The organism is Sphingobium sp. LMC3-1-1.1 (genome assembly GCF_040676285.1).
Lineage (GTDB): Bacteria > Pseudomonadota > Alphaproteobacteria > Sphingomonadales > Sphingomonadaceae > Sphingobium.
In genome coordinates, this window is the sequence record NZ_JBEGHQ010000009.1 from 12,544 (window position 1) to 30,527 (window position 17,984).

The window sequence follows — 17,984 nt, forward strand, 5'->3', positions numbered from 1 at the left end:
AAATATGCGAGCCATCTCAGCGGCAGATCGGCGTGAAGACGCTCTACATCGCACCGGGATCACCATGGGAGAATAGCTATAACGAAAGCTTCAGCGGGTCGCTTCGCGACGAACTGTTCAATGGCGAGATTTTCTACAGCTTCGCCGAAGTCACGGTGCTGATCGATACATGGCGGTGACTTTACAACGCCGCGCGCCGGCACAGCAGCCTGGGCTACCGATCACCGGCCCTGGAAACGGCGACATCGCCATATCCGGCCTCCGGTTCCGCTTCGCTCCACCTCGGCCCGGATATGGCGGTAGCGGCTTTAATCCACAACAAACCTATCGGTCCAGTCGGTGGGGGCAGATCACGAGGACTGAGCAACTAGCTCTTTTTTGGGGGTGCGCATGAACAACACAGCTGCAACAAAGGTAATTGTTACCGTAGCGCCCACAGGCGGAATGGCATCAAAGCAACAAAATCCCAATCTGCCAACGCAACCAGATGAAATCGCCCAATCAGTTCTCCTTTCATATAAGGAAGGAGCGGCTATTGCAGCGTTACACGCTCGCCGGCCCGATGATGAGGCAACCTGCAACCCGGATATCTATCGTGACATTAACCAGCAGATCCGGCAGAAATGTGATATAATCATCAACAATTCTACTGGCGGTGGGTCGAACGGCGACATGCTGATCGCCCGAGATGACGGTTTGTTCGAGTCGAACTTTGATGAGCGTTTGAGAGGTTGTGACGCGGGGGCGGAGATGGCCACCTTTGACGGTATGACCTTCGTCGATGTCCATGGCGGCCGAGAGATTATCGTCACTACAACGCCATCGAGATGCGAGACGCTGGTGAAGCGTATGGTGGAGAAAGGCATCAAGCCGGAATGGGAAGTCTTTAGTCCCACCCATATCCTTCAAGATGTGACTCGGCTGATCCAAAAAGGTTATGACAAGCCACCTTACTACATCAATATGGTGCTAGGGGCAGACAAGGGCTTCCAAGGCGCTATGCCTTATAGTCACGACATTCTGTCCGCAATGATTGCGGCCTTGCCCCCGCAGTCAATATTCTGCGTCTCGGCAATCGGCCCTGCTCAGCTGCCGGCAACCACTCAAGCCATACTGCTGGGCGGTCACGTTCGCGTTGGGCTGGAAGATAACAACTACTATTCCCGAGGCGAATTGGCGACCAATGAACAACTCGTGGCGCGCACCGTCCGTATCATCCACGAGCTCGGGCTTGAGCATGCATCCGCATCCGAGGCTCGTGACATGTTGGGCTTGGCTCAGCGGTAAGAGCTGATTGCTAGGCATCGCTTTGATGTCTCTTCCGAGGATCGTGCGATGGTGAGCAGACAATTTGAAAATGTTTCGCCGATTGGTACACTTAGCGACCGTCATATCCAATTCATCGTGGTCGGGGCGGGATACCTTGTCGAGTCGAGCAACGGCCAAAACCCATATTTGGCTAAGTCTATCGCGACTTCGTCTCGCAGTTCGAAAACATGCGTGATCTAGTGAATGGTTTTAGTCTCTCTCAGCATTATACGAAAGTCGAGAAGCGATGATTAATCCACCCTTCAAAAACTTGATACGTTTGCAGATTGAGTGGGGAGACTGCGATCCTGCCGGGATAGTTTTTTACCCAAACTACTTTCGTATGTTCAACGCGGCGACAGATGCGCTATTCGCGGCCGCCGGGTTTGAGCCGGCGACCGCATTCACTCGCTTTGGTATCATCGGCTATCCCATGATCGACACGAGTGCCGCGTTCAGTTCTCCAAATCGGTTTGGCGACTCTATCACAATCTTGTCATTCATCGCTCGCTGGGGGCGCAGCAGCTTTGATGTCCGGCATCAACTATCGAACGCAGCAGGAGAGTCGGTACAATCTTCTGAGAAGCGTGTTTGGGCAACCGTTGACGAGGCCGGTCGCCTTCAGGCGCTTCCCGTGCCCGACGAGGTCCGCGCGGCGTTCGGCGCTGATCACCTGAACACCTAGGCTTTATGTCCGCAGCTAGTCGTTGTTTCCTAGATGCTGTAATGGGCCGGCGTCTCAAAGGTAGCCAGTTGGGTGGTGACCTGCCCCCCGAAAGGTCCCTCATTCTGATGTAGAGTCTGCCTACGAGGAAAGAGCAGACGCATGAGGAAGATGCGACCTCAGGTGGTGGAAGCGCTGAGGGCTCTGGGCTTTCGCTGATCGTATCCGGCCCACATGGCTGAGAGTGTTCCGCGGCAGGCCAGTTAACCCGCATCATCGCGACTGGTGCATGGCTGGCAGGAGTCGCTTGTCCTGTTCATTCCAGCTGGGATCGACACCGCCGGATTCAAGCAATGCAGTGACAGAGAGCCCGGATTTCTGTCGCCCCGCAAGAATGGCTTCGGTGGCAGCCGGCGAAAGAAAAGCAAGACGCACCACACGTGTCATCCATGAGGCGGTCACCTTCTCCCGCTTTGAAAGCGTCTTGATATCGATTTGCTCATTGCGAAGAATTCGCCACCAGCGATGTGCCTGAGCCAGCAGGCGCACAATCGATTGATCGACTTCTGCTGAAGGTTGGCTCCCTCCGCTGTCCATCAACCGCAGCGCCCGACCGGATCGGGTGAGCCGTACTTCTGCAACGAGAATCAGCGGGTTTATGACACGCCCGCCCGGAAGCTTCAGAAATGTGGCGAGAGCCTCTCCGGCGCAGCGGATCACTACGCGCATTGCTTCGATCTGGCCGTCATCTACCAGCGTGAGTATGACGTCCCTGTTCCGCTGCCGAAGAAGTGAACCGTTCAGTTGCACGACCCATGGGGGTGATTGGAACTGATCGGCTGGGAGGAGACGCTTTCGGGCATCGGACCTCCTCAGGAAAACATCAATGCAGACATGGAAACATGCGACCTTTTCATAGGCGTAATTACGGCACCCACTCCCTGCGGAGGACGAAGGCATCTATCATCTACAAGGCCACTGGAAATCTGCGTGCGGTCCAGATTCTGCTGGGGCATACGAAGATTGAAAGCACGGTCAGGTATCTTGGAGTGGATGTGGAGGATGCCTTGACTCTAGCGGAAGGCACAGAAATTTGAAGTCGGCTGGCTCCTCGCGTCTGCGGGGAGCCAGCGCCGGTCTCGCGTCCGCCACGCGCCAATTGTGGCCGTTCTTGGGCTCAAGTGACCTTCCCAGAAGCCGTCATTCGCTTAGTTCAATGCAAGACCTCTGATCAGGGCCAAGACACTACCGAGCGTGGACACATTTGGCGTGCGCATACGGCCGCCCGCAAATTGGAAGTGCGTGAGCGCCAACTGCTGCTGGGGCGAGAGGAGCATCTTGGCTCCCACGACACGGTCCGTGATCCGCGCAATAATCGCCGGAACCTCGCCCAGTTCTCTAATGGAAATCATGCCTCTGTCGCCAATGCGCCAATTGCCTTCGTTGGCGAAGGCTACGCCGCTCGATGAAATGTCGAGCAGCCGCACTGGGATTGTCCTGTCTTCGGCGTTGAAGAGGGCCGTTCCGCTGATCGGCGCCCGCTCCTCCGCTCTTCGCGGTGTTTCGACACAAACGATGATGGCAATGATGCAGACTAGGACGTTGTACACGCTCCAGAAAGCCACCACATCCTTCTGGTCGGAGAAGAAGGTCGGCGCAAGCGGCGAACTGTAGCTGAACAGCAGCCCGCAAACGGTAAGCAGCAGAACAATCGCAAAGCGCGACAGCAACTTCCAATGGATCACCGTCCGCGAACGGTCGCCGCCCTTGGCCGTCACCTTGAACGGACGCTCGCCTGGGAACAGGAGGGTGTGGCAGGAGGCCGCAACGATTTCCGGCGCGATCAGCAACTGGGACGTGTCGGTCAACAGCGGCAGGATGCGCCCGTTGGAATACCAACTGACGGCGAAGGCTTCGACCAGGATCCGAGGCAACAGGAAGGTCGCCAGCTGTCCGATCGGCGCGTCCATGATGGTGAGGCCGGTCATCCAATAAAGGATCGGCACCAGCAGGCAGGCAAGGCGAAAAGGAAAGCTGCCCACCCAGTAGAGCAGGGTTTCCAGCAGGCTCATCCTGTCGATCCAGCTCAGTCCCTTGCGCGAAAGCAGACCATCGGCGCTGCGCATGATCTGCATCGCGCCCACGCACCACCGGATGCGCTGCGTGCAATATTCACCGATTCCTTCTGGCGCGAGGCCTAGGCTGAGCTTTTCGTTGAGATAGGCGGTGACAAAGCCATGCTCTTTCATGCGGATCGACAGCAGCATGTCTTCGGTGACGCTGTCGGTCGGAAATCCGCCGATGTCGGTCAGCGCGCTGGTGCGGACGACCGACGATGTTCCGCAGGAAAAGGCCGTGCCCCATCCGTCCTTGGCCGGCAGCAAGGTGTCGAAGAAGAAGCGCTGCTCGTCAGGCAGGTCCAGATGTCCCTTGATCCGGTGTTGCAACGGATCGGGATTGAAGAAATGTTGCGGCGTCTGCACCACGCCGATGGCGGGATCCTCGAACAGCGCCATGCAATGGGATATGAAATTGGGCAGGGCGACGAAATCCGCGTCCAATATGGCTATGAAGTCCGGCGTCTCGCCACGCGCCGCCAATGTCGCCATACCCGCGTTCATATTGCCGGCCTTGGCATGTACATTGTTTGGGCGCGTCAGCCATTCCACTTCGCGGCGTTGGCATAGCGCCTCGACCTCCGGCCGGCGACCGTCGTCCAGCAGATAGACCTTTGCCGGATAGTTCTGATTGAGCGCCCCGGTGATCGTGCGGTCCAGAATCCCGATATCTTCATTATAGGTGCAGATGAAGATCGCCGCGCTGGGCCTGTTGGCGCGCAACCAGCCTATATTGTTGCGGACATCCTTCAAGCGGTCACGCTTTCGCGTCAGGACGATCAGCACCAGGGTTCCGCCCAGCGTGGAGCAGACTTCCAGTATGAAGAAGCTCACGGAAAGCAGGGCGGCGCCAGGCGTGTCCAGGTCGAGCGTAGCTACCAGGCGCCATATCATATAGATCAGGATCGATCCGATCGCGGCGCCGCTGACGATCAGTCGATGCAGGGGGTTGGCTGGCGTGAGTTTGGGAAAGAACAGCAGGCAGAGGCCCAGGGTGGCCATGCCCCAGAAATAGGATGGGATTTCGGCGGCATTCATGGCTGCGTTACAGCACCACCCGGCCCGCCGTGCCGACCGGGCACTGCTTCTGGCCCTGCGTGTCAAGCGTGATCCGTGCGCCGATCAGATATTCGCCTGGGGCGGGGTTGGGAACATGGCTGGTGACGCGGAGCTGGGAAGGATCGCTCACCCCCATATTGACGATGGTACCCGGCCAGCGATCGCCGCTCGAAAATGCGATGAATGTCACCGGCGCGCCGATGTTGAGCTTGCTGTAGGCGCTGCGGCCGACGGTGAAATAGGCGAAGAAGGACGAACAGTCGGCGAGCATGTAGATCGGATCGCCTTCACGCAGTGATTCCCCCGGAGCGGCGACCTTCGCCCAGACTCTGCCATCGATGCTTGCTTGCAACGGAAGTTGCAGCCGCCGCATGGCGCTGACCTTGCCGCCGCTCAATTTTTGCGCGGTGGCGAGCGCTGCGGTCAGGTTCTCCCTCTCGCCCTGGAGTTCGCTCAACGCCAGATTGAGATCGCTCAGGCGCTGGGTTGAATATTGGACGTTGCTATAGCCGTTGTTGAGGAACAGGCCTTGCCCTGCGGCGCGTGCTTCGATCAGATTGGTGCGCCGGCGGGCCATGGCCGCATTCTGGTCCGCCAGAGCGGCGCGCTGATCCTGCTCTGCCCGCTGAAGTCCGGCGGCGCTGATGAATCCTCGATCGGCTAGCGCACGGGTGCGGTCCAGTTGCTTTTGTGCGAAGGTCAGCCGTGCCTGCGCAGCGGAAAGTTCTGCGGAGCTTTCGTCTGCGACCGCATCCATCTGCACCAGCTTTTCAGAACGATAGATGCCCGATTCGCTGCGGATATGGTCGGCGTCAGCGCGCAGAGCGGCCATTCGGCCGTCGATGCTGGCCAGTTTCGCCTGGAGCTGATCCACATCTTCCGATCCGGCACGGACAGCCGCCGACAGGCCCACCGGAGCGGCAAAGCGTCCCAGCAGTTGGTCCCGCGCCACGCGATCACCGACATTCGCGTCGAGCCGATCAATCTCGCCGGAGATCGGCGCCCTGACGACGCCCATATCCGCCACTAATGTCGTGTTGTAACCGGCTGTGAAGATAAAGCTGCGTAACAGCACCGCGAAGGCCATGACCAACAGCAGGCCACCGACCAGCATTCGGCGCGGCAGGTGGAACCATGGCCGCTTGGACTGTTCGGGTAGTTGCAGTTCCTCTGCATCATCAGTGGAAAATTGGGTTTCTACGCTCATTTCGCCCTCGATCTCGCCGGTGGATCGTACGCCGATATGGTTAAGAAAGGTTGGATGACCCGACATCCGGCAGCGTTGGATGTCAGTCACGATGCACTACCCTTGTGACCTGCCCCCCGGCTGGCTCCCTCGATTTGATGGGTACAGGCTATGGGCTACAGCAGCGGTTGCCACACGACATTTCATCATCGCTACCATCTGGTCGGGGCGCCGAAATATCGGTTCAAGGTGCTTCACGGCGAAGTGCGCCTGCGGGTGCGCGAGATCATCCGGCAGGTCTGCGCCGAGATGGGCGTGACCATCGTTCACGGGGTGCTCTCGTGCGACCACGTTCATATGTTCGTCGAAATTCACCGCACGTCTCGGTCAGTGACTTCGTACGCCGTGCCAAGGGGCGGTCATCGCGCAAAATCCAGTAGGAGTTCGAGCATATCCGCAAGCGCTATTCATCGCACCTGGATGAGGATCGAATAGTTCAATATAGATTATATATATCCTGCGATATAACTCTCTTTTTATTCCCACAATATCAAACTCATTGGCATTACATCAATAAGAAGTTTGATTTTCAGACCGATCTCGTTTATAATTAATTTCATATTCACTTCACAGATCTATTCATGTCCTTTCACTTGCGATGAGTGGGCAAATAAAATTGCGCGTTAATTGCGCAGATTGTTTATATTTTGACGCACTAATATTATAATAATCCTGTCAACTGCCGGAGCTCTTTGGTCGCGATGCTATGCATTGGTACGAGGTGGTCAGCGCACCGTTGATCATCCTAACTGAGGAGGATCATCATGGCTCTCGACATCGTGACCCAAAACATCATCATCGATGAGACAACGGGCTTTCAGGATGATGATGTTGACCCGTCCCTTCATAACAACGCTACGGTGAACTACCTTCTATCGCTCGACAGTTCGGGCGGCCTGAGTTCGCCCCAGGTCGCCTTCAAGGCCGACTTCGTGACGGCAACGGCGACTGGAGGCGACACTTTCTCCTCAGTGTCTCTCACCCAGAGTCTCACTGGAACTCCATTTTCCACCACCGTGGGCGTGAACAGCGACATTCGAACGGTCGATGGCAACTATGTCTGGCTGTTCCAGGATCCGAACAATGCCAATGTCGTCATCGGCGTGATCGGGACGTCCGACCCGACCACCATGCCTCAACCAACCGGAGCGCTCGCCTTCTCGTTCGCGCTTATCAACACCACTACCACCACGCCGGATCTATATCTGGTGCAGTATGTGGCGTTGTTCCAACCGGATCCAACCGTCACCGACGAGCGCATCGACCTCACCAACAAGGTATTCGCCTCGCTCTCTGCGACCACCACGGTCAGCTTTTCGGGCGCGAATGCCGCGCCCGGCAATCATGACTTCTACGCCATCAACTCGCCCACGGACACGTCCAAGCAGCTTCTGGTGATCGGTCTCAACGGCGGTACCGCCAACGTCAGCACACAGGGCTTCGGCATCAACAACCAGAGCATCAATCCGAACGAAACACTCCAGGTCGATTTTGTGACCGGGGCCAACCTGACCGCAGGCACCGCCTCGCAGATCCAGTATGGCAGCCATGTCGAGGATGTCACGCGGGCCGGATTCACGATCAACCAGATCACGCCTTCCCAGCCGGATAAGCGGGTCGACATCAGCATCACCGCCTTGAACAACACGGGGAACGAGCAGGGCACGGACTTCTTCGACGGAACCGCGACCAATCCAGTAGACATCACCAGTATTAAACTGACGGGAACGTCGGGATTTGCGACCGTCATCACGGCAGATGGAACCTATGCGACGGGAAGCGGCAACGTCACCATCACCGGGCTTGGCGGGACCGGGAACGTTGTCACTATCACTGGGCTCGATAACGTCACCACGGTCGATATCACGACCGCCACCGGGATGGACCGGCTACAGGTCAAGGGTGTCGATGCCAATGAAGGCTGCGACATCACCGAATTCCATTTTTCGACGACGACCCCTAATGCCCGTACCGAGGAGGTTGGCTCCTTCATCAACTTCGACGATTCCGGTCCGGATCTCTCGATCACGGCCGCGCCGGTGGTTGGCGCCCTCGAGGTGATCGAGGCGAGCAACATTACCGGACAGAGCCAGGCGACGATCACGCCGCCCAGCTTCACCGCGAGCGCGGTTGACGGCGCCACGACGAATGTAGGTTACGCCTTGGCCCTGGTGGGCTCGACCGCGACGGGGTTGCAGACGACGGCGGGCAACAAGGCGATCACGCTTGTGGCCGACTCGGCCAGCCTGATCTCTGGCAAATATGACAGCGACAATAATGGCTCCCTCGACGCCACGGCATTCACCGTGACGCTGTCCGGCACGACGGTGACGCTAAGGTCGATGGTGGCGCTCGAGCACGACAACACGCAAGGTGGAAGCGAAGACAACACGCTCGACCTTAACGGCCTTATCAAGGTCGTGGCGACGGTTTCGGTCACGGACGGCGACAACGATCCTTTGTCGCAGCAAAGCTCCAGCCTGGCGTTGTCGATCACGTTCGACGATACCGATCCGACGCTGTTGATCACATCGCCGCCGACGGTTGGCACTGCTGCGGTCGGCGAGGCAAGCGGGGCCGGCGGCAAGAGCACGGTGCCCATCACGGCTCCGGGCGTCACGGCGAGCGCCGTCGATGGCTCCACAACGGATGTGAGCTACGCGTTGAGCCTGGGAGGCACTGCAACAGGTCTTACCACGACGGCCGGCAATCATTCGATCACGCTGGTAGCGGACTCGGCATTCCAAGTTTCGGGCAAGTATGACAGCGACAATAATGGCTCGCTCGACGCGACGGCCTTCACGGTCGCACTGTCCGGCTTGCAGGTGACGCTGACGTCGCTGGTTGCGCTCGAACACGACAACTCGCAGGGCGGCGGCGAGGATAACACGCTCGACCTCAATGGCCTGATCAATGTCGTGGCGACAGTGACGGTCACGGACGGAGACAATGACTCAGTATCGCAGCAAAGCACGACGGCGTCGCCGCTGTCGCTGACCTTCAATGACACCGATCCGACGGCGGTCCCATTTGACGCCGATCCTGGCGGTACGGGCGATCATTCGCTGGAACATTTGGGCAATGCGATAGGGCAATCAGCCAGCGGCAAGATTGGCTATAACATGACAGACCAGATCGCCGCCGCTGACTATAATCTGGTGACGCCTGTCAGCGACTTCGTCGATGCCGATCCTGTCACTGCCGGCGTGCAGATCAGCCTGACGGGTTCGATTTCTAATCCGCAGACCCCGGCTATCACCCAGGCGGTCGCCACCCTCGTCTCCGAAGATATCAACTCCGCGACTTTCAACTTCTCGTTCCATTACGACAAGGACCCGATCACTGCTGGCGTGCAGGATTCCACGGCCGCCGGCACTCTTTATCTCGACAAGGTCAATGACACCTACACGCTCACTCTGACCGACGTGATCGACGGGTTCAGCTTTGATGTGCTCCACACCAGCGAACTGCTCGCCAAGGCTCCCACCGGGAACACGGGACATCCGCTGATCGTCGCCGAGCAACTGACCCCGAACGGCGATCCCGATCCGTTCTTCGTTCAGTTCACCGGAAATTCGATCACCCAGCAGATCGGCTTCGGGTTCAACTCGTCCGGCGACGGAGCGGCCGTTGCAGGCGACATCACGTTTAACGGTTCCGCCCACGACATGGTTACCAACACCAACGAGGACTGGGTCAGTGCGACCCGAGACACCAATGGCGTCGCGGGCGATACGATACAAAAGGGTGAACTGCTGACGCTGCGGTTCTTCGATCAGAACATCCTCGGCGATGTTAATCCAAAAGCTGCCGGCGGCGGCACTGAGCGGACTGACCCGACAACGGAAGCTAGTGGCGTCGTCATCAAGTTCGACGGTATCGGCATGTCCGAGGATCTGGTCGTCATACTCGATCTGAAGGACGCGAACGGCGATGAAATAACGAGAGCCATCAACGTCCAGAACTCGGACCTGATCAAGGGCAACGCAAATATTCCCGCGCCCTACAACATCGAGTTCACGCTGGATAACAACGATGCCCTGCTCGTCATCGAACAGAATGACTACGCGGCCGCTGGTGAAACTTACCAGATCCAGGGCATCCAGATCATGCAAAGCGCCAATGGCTTGTCGGGTGACGCCATCGACCTGATCGGGGCTACAGGAGCCGGGAACGGCAGCAGCACCACGACCGGTCTGACGGCTTGGGATCCGCTGGACAATGATGTTCTGAAGATTGTCGATATCGGCTTTGTTCAGCAGACGAGTGGCACATTGAATGCCGACCTCGACTTTGCCTTCGACATAGCGGACGGCGACCTGGATCTGCTCGGCGTCCAGCACATCAATGTGCGAATTAGTGACGAGTTCATCGTTTAAGCAACAATCGTCTTACGGGAGGGGTGGCGCGCCACCCCTCACCTTTTTAGGGCAGACCGTTGCGGTCATCTGCGGCCAACTGCTTTGCCGAAGAGGTGATGGCGGTATTCCGATTAATCTGCCTCTAAGCTGCCATTCTGGAATCGGCCAAGGGGCGGGCGGTCGGGACGAAAACCTGACGGTCCGCAGTTGGGCGCCAGAAATTGGCCGCTGAACGTCTGCAAAGGGTCGGAAGTGAACCTGCTCCAGCCTTGGGCGGCAAAGGCATATCGAGCCGATAAATGGCGTCGCCGCCCAGTTCATCAGGATTTTGCTACGAAAGCTTGTCCTGGAATTGAGCGGCGGCGTTGCTACATCCGATCCATTTCACCGATCACTCAGATCGACTCATGTTCGGTTGCTGACAGCAGCATACACCTCAATAGTGCGCCACCCAAGCAATTTGCGTGACTTTCGACACCTGACAGAGCAGCAAAATTTGCGCATTGGCCTCCCACCTTGGCGAAGCGCACCGGGCAGGCGGATTGTGCCGAGTCGCACCGATCATTCGGCCCACATGAGCACCCGCCAATATGCCCGCCTGGTATGAATGGGGCACAGGGATCGGCCTGCCCAGCGAAGATTATGGCACGCACTCCCTGAAGAGGACAAAGGCGTCGATCATCTACAAGGCGACCGGAAACCTCTGTGCGATCCAGATTCTGCTGGGGCATACGAAGATCGAAAGCACGGTCAGATATCTTGGGGTGGATGTGGAGGACGCCTTCACTCTGGTGGAGGGCACAGAAATTCGATCTTGGCTGGCTCCTCGCATCTGCGAGGAGCGGGTACCGACTTCGCGTCTGCCACGCGCCAAATCATGATGTTCGATTGATTTTGTCATCCGTTTGGAAGCGGACATTCTCCGGCAACTCGTTATTCTATGTATCTGAACAGGCCGCATTGGGGTTTCAGAACGCCGCGTGGAGCAGGCCTTACCGCCCGCCCAATTTCTTTTGAACCGAGGGGCAATGACGGGATAGTCCAACTTCGCGGTTGAACCATTGCTCGGCAATTTCACGATCCTCGAATGGTGCTGTTTCAGAAATGCGCAGTGATCGGATCAAGTAGGAGGGCGATCCATCGGGCGGTTCCAATCGCCACATTTGAACGCCCTCTTCCTGAAGCAGAAGACTCTTGCGGTCAGATCCCTCCATTCTCCTGCTGTTTTCCGCCTTGCGCATCATTGCGATCGCCAGGCCTGACGGCGGAGATCTTCGACCTCCCGCTGAGTCAACGGTTCGCCGACGATCCGGGCATCCACCTCGTTCATGACAGATGCCGGAAAATCACTTCCGGCCAGACGGAAGTCTGGCGAGGCGGGGACTAAGGAGGAAGGATTGGCCAGCATGGGGATGGTCCACCCATTGCCGTCCCGGCAGCCAATGCCTGCATAGCCGCCGTCGATGCGGAAAGTGCGGCAGACGCCCTTTGCACTGCGAAAACTGAGTCCGATATGGATCGGGCTGCCCACGCCATCGGCCCATTCGGTGAGCGCTTTATCGAGGCGACTGGTCGCCACTAACTGCCCGTGCTGTTGGACTACCAAGCCCTGTTCCCACCAGTCCATCCGGCCGATGATCAGCCCGCCCACCAGCGAAGCAGCGATGGCGCCGCACCAGAGCGATACGGAAATGCGGCGCCTTTGCCTGGCTTCTCGCTTCGGAGCGAGCTGGGTGACGACGCCCTGATCCCACAGGCCCAGCTTCTCCAGTTCCGCTGTATCGAAACGCTTTTCGGCCGGAACGGGATAGGCGATGTGCAATTGGGTGAGGACGTCGCGATGATCGTCCGCCGCCTGCGCTAGTCCGGGGTCGCCCGCCATTCTCGTTTCGAAGGCCAACCGGGCGGCACCGGTCATTTCGCCGTCGAGATAGGCCACGATCTCTTCATGGATGCGGTCGGTCATGGCCTGCCCTCCATGATCTGGCGGGACAGCGCAGCGCGCCCACGGGCAAGGCGGCTGGTCAAGGTTCCTTCGGGTATTTCAAGGATCTCCGCAGCCTCCGAGTAGGAAAGCTCATTGAGCACGACCAGCTTGATCGCCAGCCTCTGCTCCTCCGGCAAAGCTTCGACCTGCTCGCGGAGCCAGCGGTTTTCAGTGCTCCGTTCGAGATCGCTGGCGGTTGCGCCTTCGTCGGACAGCAAGTCATCCTCGGGCATCGGCTCGACAAGCCGGGCCCAGCGGTTGCGCATGCGGACCTCATCCAGCCAGATATTCTTCATGATCCGTGCCGCCCATAAATCGAGTCTGCTGCCCGGTTCCCAACCGTCTTCCCGTTCCAGCACGCGCGCGATGGTCTTCTGGAACAGGTCGTCGCCGTCCTGACGGTTGCGCACGATCACGCCCGCCAAGCGATGCAGGCGCGGCAGCACCGCAATCAGTTGGCGTCGAAGATCGGACAAACTAGACTTCCCTATGGATGAAACGTCCGGGACGAGACGTTTAATCCCGAGAGGGCGTATGAAAGCAAAAAAAATCTTGTCGATCGTCATGGCGGGCGTGCTGATCACTGGCGGTATGGGGTTTCCGGCCATGGTGGCGCTTGCCCAGATGCGGGGCGGCCCGCCGCGCGACATGCCGATGCCCAGCCTGCCGCGGGCGGCGATCGAGCATGGCCGGGCCAGCGAGGTCGGGCGGCCGATCGATCCCTGGGAACGCGGTCTCGAACGGGCAGAGGCCGCCCAGGCCGAGCGCCTTTCGCGCAACCAGCGGGACAAGGCGGAGACGACCGCGAAGCAATATCCTGAGGATTATGAGCTGGATCGCAATGGCGCGCTCGCCATTCGGGGCGAGGTGTTGGCGAGTGATCTGCCGGATCGGGCGTTGGCGGCGGCGCAGCGGGCCGGTTTCTCTGTCGTGCGGCGGGAGCAGGTCGAGGATCTGGGGCTGACCATGACCGTGCTGACGCATCCGGGCTGGTCTGTCACGCGCATGGTGGACGCGCTGCGCCGGATTGCGCCAGATGTCGCGATTGAGGCCGATCATCTCTTCTTTCCATCCGGGGCAGTGGGGTCGGGTAGCGTCCCCGGCATGCCGGTGCGTGGCCAGCATGGGGATTGGCGCGTAGGCATGATCGATACCGGAGCCGAGCCAGTGGCGCGTCAGGCGCGTCTGGTGCAGCAGGGTTTCGCAGCCGGAGGCGTGGTGCCCAACGATCATGGCACGGCGGTCGCGGCTATTCTGGCGCGAACCCCGGCCTCTGGAGCCGTCTATGTCGCGGATATTTTCGGCAATGGTCGCCGGGGTGGGACGGCGGAGTTGATGGTGAGGGCGCTGGGCTGGATGGCGCGGCAAAATGTACCGGTCGTCAATATCGGCATGGTCGGACCCTATAATGGGGTCGTGGCCTCCGCGGTTTCCATCCTCGTCCGGCGCGGTTTCCTGATCGTGGCGCCGGTCGGCAATGATGGGTCGTCGGCCAGACCGCTCTATCCCGCGTCGCTGGAGGGCGTGATCGCGGTTACGGGCGTCGACGCACGAGGCGTCCTGCTGCCGGAGGCGAGCCGTGTGCGGAAGGTGGATTTCGCCAGCCCCGCCATCCTCTCGATCCGGGGCGTTGCGGGCAATATGGTGCAGATGCGGGGAACCTCCTTTGCCTCGCCAGTGGTCGCTCGCCAACTGGCGGAATTGCTGCCTGCGCCGGCTCCACGGGCCGCACGAGCGGCGGTCGAGGCCTTGGCGCGGTCGGCGTGGCAGCCGAAAAAGGGTCGGTCGTTGCCGGGGCATGGCGTCATCGGAATGCCCCAGCCCTCCCATTGAGACTTTCCCGTTGAGAGACGTGCGATTTTTCCGATGAATGGCAGGACGCTGGGAAGAACCGGCCTTGGTCAGACGTTCTTATCCTGTGGGGGCGCTTTGTGCGCTCAACCTCGAGGAGAATGTGATGTTGGAAAGCAGATATTGGTCCCTGGCGGGCGTGGCCGCCATCGCCTTGGCGGGCACGGCCATCGCTCAGACGACGGACAGTTCGACACAGCATGGCCAGGGCCTTGGCACCGATGTATCGGCCATGGCAAAGGCTCAGAAGGATGCGCAGACTAAGGGCATAGGCGCGGACGTGTCAGCCATGGCCCATGCGCGGAACGATGCGCGCAAACAGGATCATGGCGACGATAGCGATGATGCGGATGACGCGACAGCCACCATCAGCACTGCTGATACGCAAGCAACTGCGGATGTGACGGGCCGTGATCACGCCTCCGACAAGTCGGCGGCTGCCGATGCTGCCGCCGTGGCCGCCGCGAAGGGCGACAATGCCTCCATCAAGGACGGTACCGGCGCGGTTGCGACATTGCGTGACAGCCGGTCCAGCGCCAGCGATGCGCGCGGTTCGGTCAGCGATGCCCGTCAGACCGCAGCGGCGGCCCGGGCGGCGGCGGCCGATGTGCGGAGCAGCGCTCAGGACGCCCGCGACAATGCGGCGGCGGTCCGCGAAAACGCCACGGCCATCAAGGATGCCGTGCGCGCGGCGCGGCCCGGCCGGGGCGGCTGAATAAAGCAAATTCAAGGTTTGGCGGGCGGGTTCGATGGACCCGCCCGCTTTTGCGCAAAAGGGGAGAAGAAATGAAGGGGATCATGACGCTGGCTCTGGCCGGCATGGTGTGCATCACGGCGGCGGCGCCAGCCATGGCCCAGGATGACAGCAGTCTGACGGCGATGACCGGGGTCGATTATTCCAGCGGCGATTACGGCACCGGGGTCGACACCAATATTCTCGTCGTGCCGATGAGCCTGCGTTACAAGACCGGCAATCTGCGCCTGACCGCGACTTTGCCCTGGCTGCGGATCGACGGGTCTTCGGCCATTGTCGGTGGCGGTTCCGGCGGGATCGTCATCGATCCCAATGCGCCGCGCACCACTCGAAGCGGGCTGGGCGATGTGACCGTCGGCGCGGCCTATATGATCCCGGAAGACCGCATGGGCTTTGGCCTCGATCTGTCGGCCCGCGTGAAGCTGCCCACCGCGTCCAAATCCAAGGCGCTGGGCACCGGCAAGGTGGACGTCACGGTTTCAGCCGAGCTTTCCAAGACATTCGGCATACTGACGCCCTTTGCCAATGTCGGATATCGGATGCCGGGCGATCCATCCGGGTTCAACCTGCACAACGCCTGGACCGCGTCGGGCGGCGTGAGCGCGGCGCTGGGCAAATCGGTCCTGATCGCATCCTATGACTATCGGGAGACGACCAGCGATTTTGCGCGTGACAGCCATGAACTGTTCGGCGCGTTCAGCACCCCTTTTGCGCAGAAGCTCAATCTGACCCTCTACGGCACGGCGGGGTTGAGCAAGGGCGCGCCGGACTATGGCGTGGGGTCGATGGTCAGCATCAAATTCTGACGCAAGAAGGATAGGAACCGCAGAGAGGCGTTAGCCGCTCTGCGGTTCTGCACGGCTTAGTGAATGCCTATGATATCGGCCGTTCCGTCGGGATCATTCTGCACCGGGCCGCCATTGTTGGCGTTGCCCAGCAGAAGCAGTCCCGCCAGATGCGGCGCTGCCATCGATGTTCCCGACAAGGTCACATAAGAGCCGCCCTTGGTCGTCGAATAGATCGATACGCCGGGCTCCGAGAAATCGATCGGCGGATTGCCGAAATTGGAAAAGGACGCGAAATTCCTGCTGCTGTCGAAGGCGGACACGGTGTAAACTCCAGGCCCATTGGCGCGCGCCGGGCTGTAATTATTGGCATTGTCGCTCGAATTGCCCGCAGCGATCGTGAACTTGACCCCATGGGCGGCCGCGGCGTTGATGACTGCTGCATCAAGGGCGTCAGAAGCGCCAGCGCCCAGGCTGAGATTGGCGACGTCACCAGCACGGCCATATTGGGCGACATAGTCGATGCCAGCGATGACATCGGAAACCGAACCGCGTCCGGTGCGATCCAGCACTCGCACGGAAACGACCGCAGTGCACGGCGCCACGCCGACCACGCCGATGCTGTTATTGCAGGCCGCGATGATACCCGCGACATGCGTGCCATGCCCATTGCCATCATTGGGCGAGGAGTCTCGCGTGAAGCTGATATTGCCGGTTTTATTGACGTTGAGATCGGGGTGGGTGAGGTCGATCCCGGAGTCGATGACCCACGCCAGTGCAGGAGACGTCGTGATACCGCCGCCAACCAGTTTCACCCCCCAGGGGATGGTTTGAGCGGGCTGTACGCTGCCGCCACCGCTGCCGGGCTTTGCCGTCGCGACTTGCGATGCGCTGGCGACCTGGTCCTGCTCGCAAAAGGCGATGCCGCTGTTGACCTTGTCTATTCGGGCGACTGCCTGAGCCGACATATGGGCGGCAAAGCCCCGGATCGAATGACGATATGTCCGCAGTAGATTGCCGTTTTGTGCCCCGACGACGCGGTTGGCCTGAGCCTGGACATTCGGTTGCGTGATGGAAGGCTTGAACACGCAGATATATTGATCGGCAATCACCTGCTTGGCCGTTTTGGGCGCCGCCTGTGCGTGACCGGCAATCGCCAGAAGCGATGCAACGCCCAATATCCCAACGGGCATCTTTTGCATGAGCCTATCCTTCCCCCAAAAGTCGCAGCCAAGCTGCAAAACAAGATTTAACATAGCGACAGCGTTTCGGGCTTAAGCGAAATTTACCAATGCATTCCCAATGCTAAGCGCCCCACCTCCGGAGTGGAGATGGGGCAGGGTTTGTAACCCTTTCAAGGGTTGGCAAGAGCAAAAGCGGCAATACCCCGGATCGTATGGGAATGCGATATGCCGAACGGCCTATGGGGTTGGTTTCAAAGCCGTAACTCAGTTCCTTGCATCAGAATAATTTGCTGATCCCCAGCGAGACAGCGGGGCTGGTTTTCCCATTGGCCTACACTGTCACGCCACTGCCCAGGTGCAGGTCAAGCTTGTTGGAAATGGCTCGTCGAGGACGCGCTGGCCCTTCGCTGCGGCGAAGCGCCAGACCGCCATCATGAACGAGCGGCAGGAATCTGGAACGCCAATTTCGTCCATGCGCGGCAAAGATGGGTCGATTTCAACGTGACTGCTCGATGCTGTTGTTTGCCGCATATTCCCCGGCGACCCTTGCTTTTGTCCTCGATATTCCATATTTTGTGGACAGAAAGGTGGCCTGATGTCCAAGCCTATGACTTTGAATGTGCGCGTCAGCGGTGCTCTCAGTGACTTTGTCTCCGCTAATATCGGAG

14 protein-coding genes and 4 pseudogenes are annotated in these 17,984 nt (G+C 59.3%); 10 read left to right on the forward strand and 8 right to left on the reverse strand.

Annotation, left to right across the window (positions count from 1 at the left end; genetic code table 11):
- Positions 1–23 precede the first annotated feature (23 nt).
- From MRBLMC3_RS10100 to MRBLMC3_RS10110, 3 genes and pseudogenes are all read left to right on the forward strand, one after another.
- Positions 24–371 (forward strand): annotated as a pseudogene (locus tag MRBLMC3_RS10100) (integrase core domain-containing protein); the annotation flags it as partial.
- A 19-nt stretch (positions 372–390) separates the two neighbouring features.
- Complete coding sequence (locus MRBLMC3_RS10105; protein WP_363735817.1) at positions 391–1,287, forward strand: 3-keto-5-aminohexanoate cleavage protein; 897 nt, start codon at positions 391–393, stop codon at positions 1,285–1,287.
- 268 nt (positions 1,288–1,555) lie between these two features.
- On the forward strand, positions 1,556–1,993 hold the full coding sequence (locus MRBLMC3_RS10110; protein WP_363828186.1) for an acyl-CoA thioesterase: 438 nt from the start codon (positions 1,556–1,558) through the stop codon (positions 1,991–1,993).
- Positions 1,994–2,245: 252 nt separating this feature from the next.
- On the opposite strand, the gene MRBLMC3_RS10115 is transcribed toward MRBLMC3_RS10110, so the two are convergent.
- Complete coding sequence (locus MRBLMC3_RS10115) at positions 2,246–2,701, reverse strand: hypothetical protein (protein WP_363828189.1); 456 nt, start codon at positions 2,699–2,701, stop codon at positions 2,246–2,248.
- 188 nt (positions 2,702–2,889) lie between these two features.
- On the opposite strand from MRBLMC3_RS10115, the pseudogene MRBLMC3_RS10120 reads away from it, so the two are divergent.
- Positions 2,890–3,069 (forward strand): annotated as a pseudogene (locus tag MRBLMC3_RS10120) (tyrosine-type recombinase/integrase); the annotation flags it as partial.
- Positions 3,070–3,180: 111 nt separating this feature from the next.
- Here the strand turns inward: MRBLMC3_RS10120 and MRBLMC3_RS10125 are convergent.
- Together MRBLMC3_RS10125 and MRBLMC3_RS10130 are read right to left on the reverse strand one after the other, a co-directional pair.
- Positions 3,181–5,127, reverse strand: coding sequence for a glycosyltransferase (locus MRBLMC3_RS10125; RefSeq protein ID WP_363828192.1), 1,947 nt, complete (start codon positions 5,125–5,127; stop codon positions 3,181–3,183).
- A 7-nt stretch (positions 5,128–5,134) separates the two neighbouring features.
- Entirely contained in the window at positions 5,135–6,445 is a 1,311-nt protein-coding gene (locus MRBLMC3_RS10130; protein WP_363828194.1) for an HlyD family secretion protein, read from the reverse strand.
- Positions 6,446–6,505: 60 nt separating this feature from the next.
- Here MRBLMC3_RS10130 and tnpA point away from each other — a divergent pair.
- The 3 genes and pseudogenes from tnpA to MRBLMC3_RS10145 form a co-directional block, all read left to right on the forward strand.
- Positions 6,506–6,948: pseudogene (gene tnpA / locus MRBLMC3_RS10135) on the forward strand (IS200/IS605 family transposase).
- A 210-nt stretch (positions 6,949–7,158) separates the two neighbouring features.
- Positions 7,159–10,773 carry a beta strand repeat-containing protein gene (locus tag MRBLMC3_RS10140; RefSeq protein ID WP_363828197.1) on the forward strand — a complete coding sequence of 1,205 codons (3,615 nt, stop codon included), beginning with the start codon at positions 7,159–7,161 and terminating at the stop codon, positions 10,771–10,773.
- 523 nt (positions 10,774–11,296) lie between these two features.
- Positions 11,297–11,564, forward strand: a pseudogene (locus MRBLMC3_RS10145) (tyrosine-type recombinase/integrase); the annotation flags it as partial.
- A 183-nt stretch (positions 11,565–11,747) separates the two neighbouring features.
- On the opposite strand, the gene MRBLMC3_RS10150 reads toward MRBLMC3_RS10145, so the two are convergent.
- The 3 genes from MRBLMC3_RS10150 to MRBLMC3_RS10160 are packed head-to-tail and all read right to left on the reverse strand — an operon-like array spanning position 11,748 to position 13,308.
- A complete protein-coding gene (locus MRBLMC3_RS10150) occupies positions 11,748–11,999 on the reverse strand; it encodes a hypothetical protein (protein WP_363828199.1) in 252 nt (83 codons plus the stop codon).
- Complete coding sequence (locus MRBLMC3_RS10155; RefSeq protein WP_363828202.1) at positions 11,996–12,721, reverse strand: hypothetical protein; 726 nt, start codon at positions 12,719–12,721, stop codon at positions 11,996–11,998. Before MRBLMC3_RS10155 ends, MRBLMC3_RS10150 begins: the two co-directional genes overlap by 4 nt.
- Entirely contained in the window at positions 12,718–13,308 is a 591-nt protein-coding gene (locus MRBLMC3_RS10160; protein WP_166666449.1) for an RNA polymerase sigma factor, read from the reverse strand. Before MRBLMC3_RS10160 ends, MRBLMC3_RS10155 begins: the two co-directional genes overlap by 4 nt.
- On the opposite strand from MRBLMC3_RS10160, the gene MRBLMC3_RS10165 reads away from it, so the two are divergent.
- From MRBLMC3_RS10165 to MRBLMC3_RS10175, 3 genes are all read left to right on the forward strand, one after another.
- Positions 13,295–14,575: a S8 family serine peptidase gene (locus MRBLMC3_RS10165; protein WP_363828204.1), complete on the forward strand. Its 1,281-nt coding sequence runs from the start codon at positions 13,295–13,297 to the stop codon at positions 14,573–14,575. The two genes, MRBLMC3_RS10160 and MRBLMC3_RS10165, sit on opposite strands and share 14 nt — an antisense overlap.
- A gap of 124 nt (positions 14,576–14,699) precedes the next feature.
- Positions 14,700–15,308: a hypothetical protein gene (locus tag MRBLMC3_RS10170; protein WP_133654634.1), complete on the forward strand. Its 609-nt coding sequence runs from the start codon at positions 14,700–14,702 to the stop codon at positions 15,306–15,308.
- Between the two features lie 71 nt (positions 15,309–15,379).
- Entirely contained in the window at positions 15,380–16,153 is a 774-nt protein-coding gene (locus MRBLMC3_RS10175) for a transporter (protein ID WP_363735806.1), read from the forward strand.
- A gap of 56 nt (positions 16,154–16,209) precedes the next feature.
- Here the strand turns inward: MRBLMC3_RS10175 and MRBLMC3_RS10180 are convergent, their stop codons facing one another.
- On the reverse strand, positions 16,210–17,334 hold the full coding sequence (locus tag MRBLMC3_RS10180) for a S8 family serine peptidase (RefSeq protein ID WP_363828207.1): 1,125 nt from the start codon (positions 17,332–17,334) through the stop codon (positions 16,210–16,212).
- 321 nt (positions 17,335–17,655) lie between these two features.
- On the reverse strand, positions 17,656–17,984 hold a 329-nt coding region (locus MRBLMC3_RS10185; RefSeq protein WP_363828209.1), incomplete at its 5' end, for a hypothetical protein.

Coding starts and splice junctions, on each gene's coding strand:
- MRBLMC3_RS10115 (WP_363828189.1), bottom strand. CDS start 2,701: ATGCGCGTAGTGATCCGCTGCGCCGGAGAGGCTCTCGCCACATTTCTG.
- MRBLMC3_RS10110 (WP_363828186.1), top strand. CDS start 1,556: ATGATTAATCCACCCTTCAAAAACTTGATACGTTTGCAGATTGAGTGG.
- MRBLMC3_RS10170 (WP_133654634.1), top strand. CDS start 14,700: ATGTTGGAAAGCAGATATTGGTCCCTGGCGGGCGTGGCCGCCATCGCC.
- MRBLMC3_RS10160 (WP_166666449.1), bottom strand. CDS start 13,308: ATGACGATCGACAAGATTTTTTTTGCTTTCATACGCCCTCTCGGGATT.
- MRBLMC3_RS10155 (WP_363828202.1), bottom strand. CDS start 12,721: ATGACCGACCGCATCCATGAAGAGATCGTGGCCTATCTCGACGGCGAA.
- MRBLMC3_RS10105 (WP_363735817.1), top strand. CDS start 391: ATGAACAACACAGCTGCAACAAAGGTAATTGTTACCGTAGCGCCCACA.
- MRBLMC3_RS10175 (WP_363735806.1), top strand. CDS start 15,380: ATGAAGGGGATCATGACGCTGGCTCTGGCCGGCATGGTGTGCATCACG.
- MRBLMC3_RS10140 (WP_363828197.1), top strand. CDS start 7,159: ATGGCTCTCGACATCGTGACCCAAAACATCATCATCGATGAGACAACG.
- MRBLMC3_RS10180 (WP_363828207.1), bottom strand. CDS start 17,334: ATGCAAAAGATGCCCGTTGGGATATTGGGCGTTGCATCGCTTCTGGCG.
- MRBLMC3_RS10150 (WP_363828199.1), bottom strand. CDS start 11,999: ATGATGCGCAAGGCGGAAAACAGCAGGAGAATGGAGGGATCTGACCGC.
- MRBLMC3_RS10125 (WP_363828192.1), bottom strand. CDS start 5,127: ATGAATGCCGCCGAAATCCCATCCTATTTCTGGGGCATGGCCACCCTG.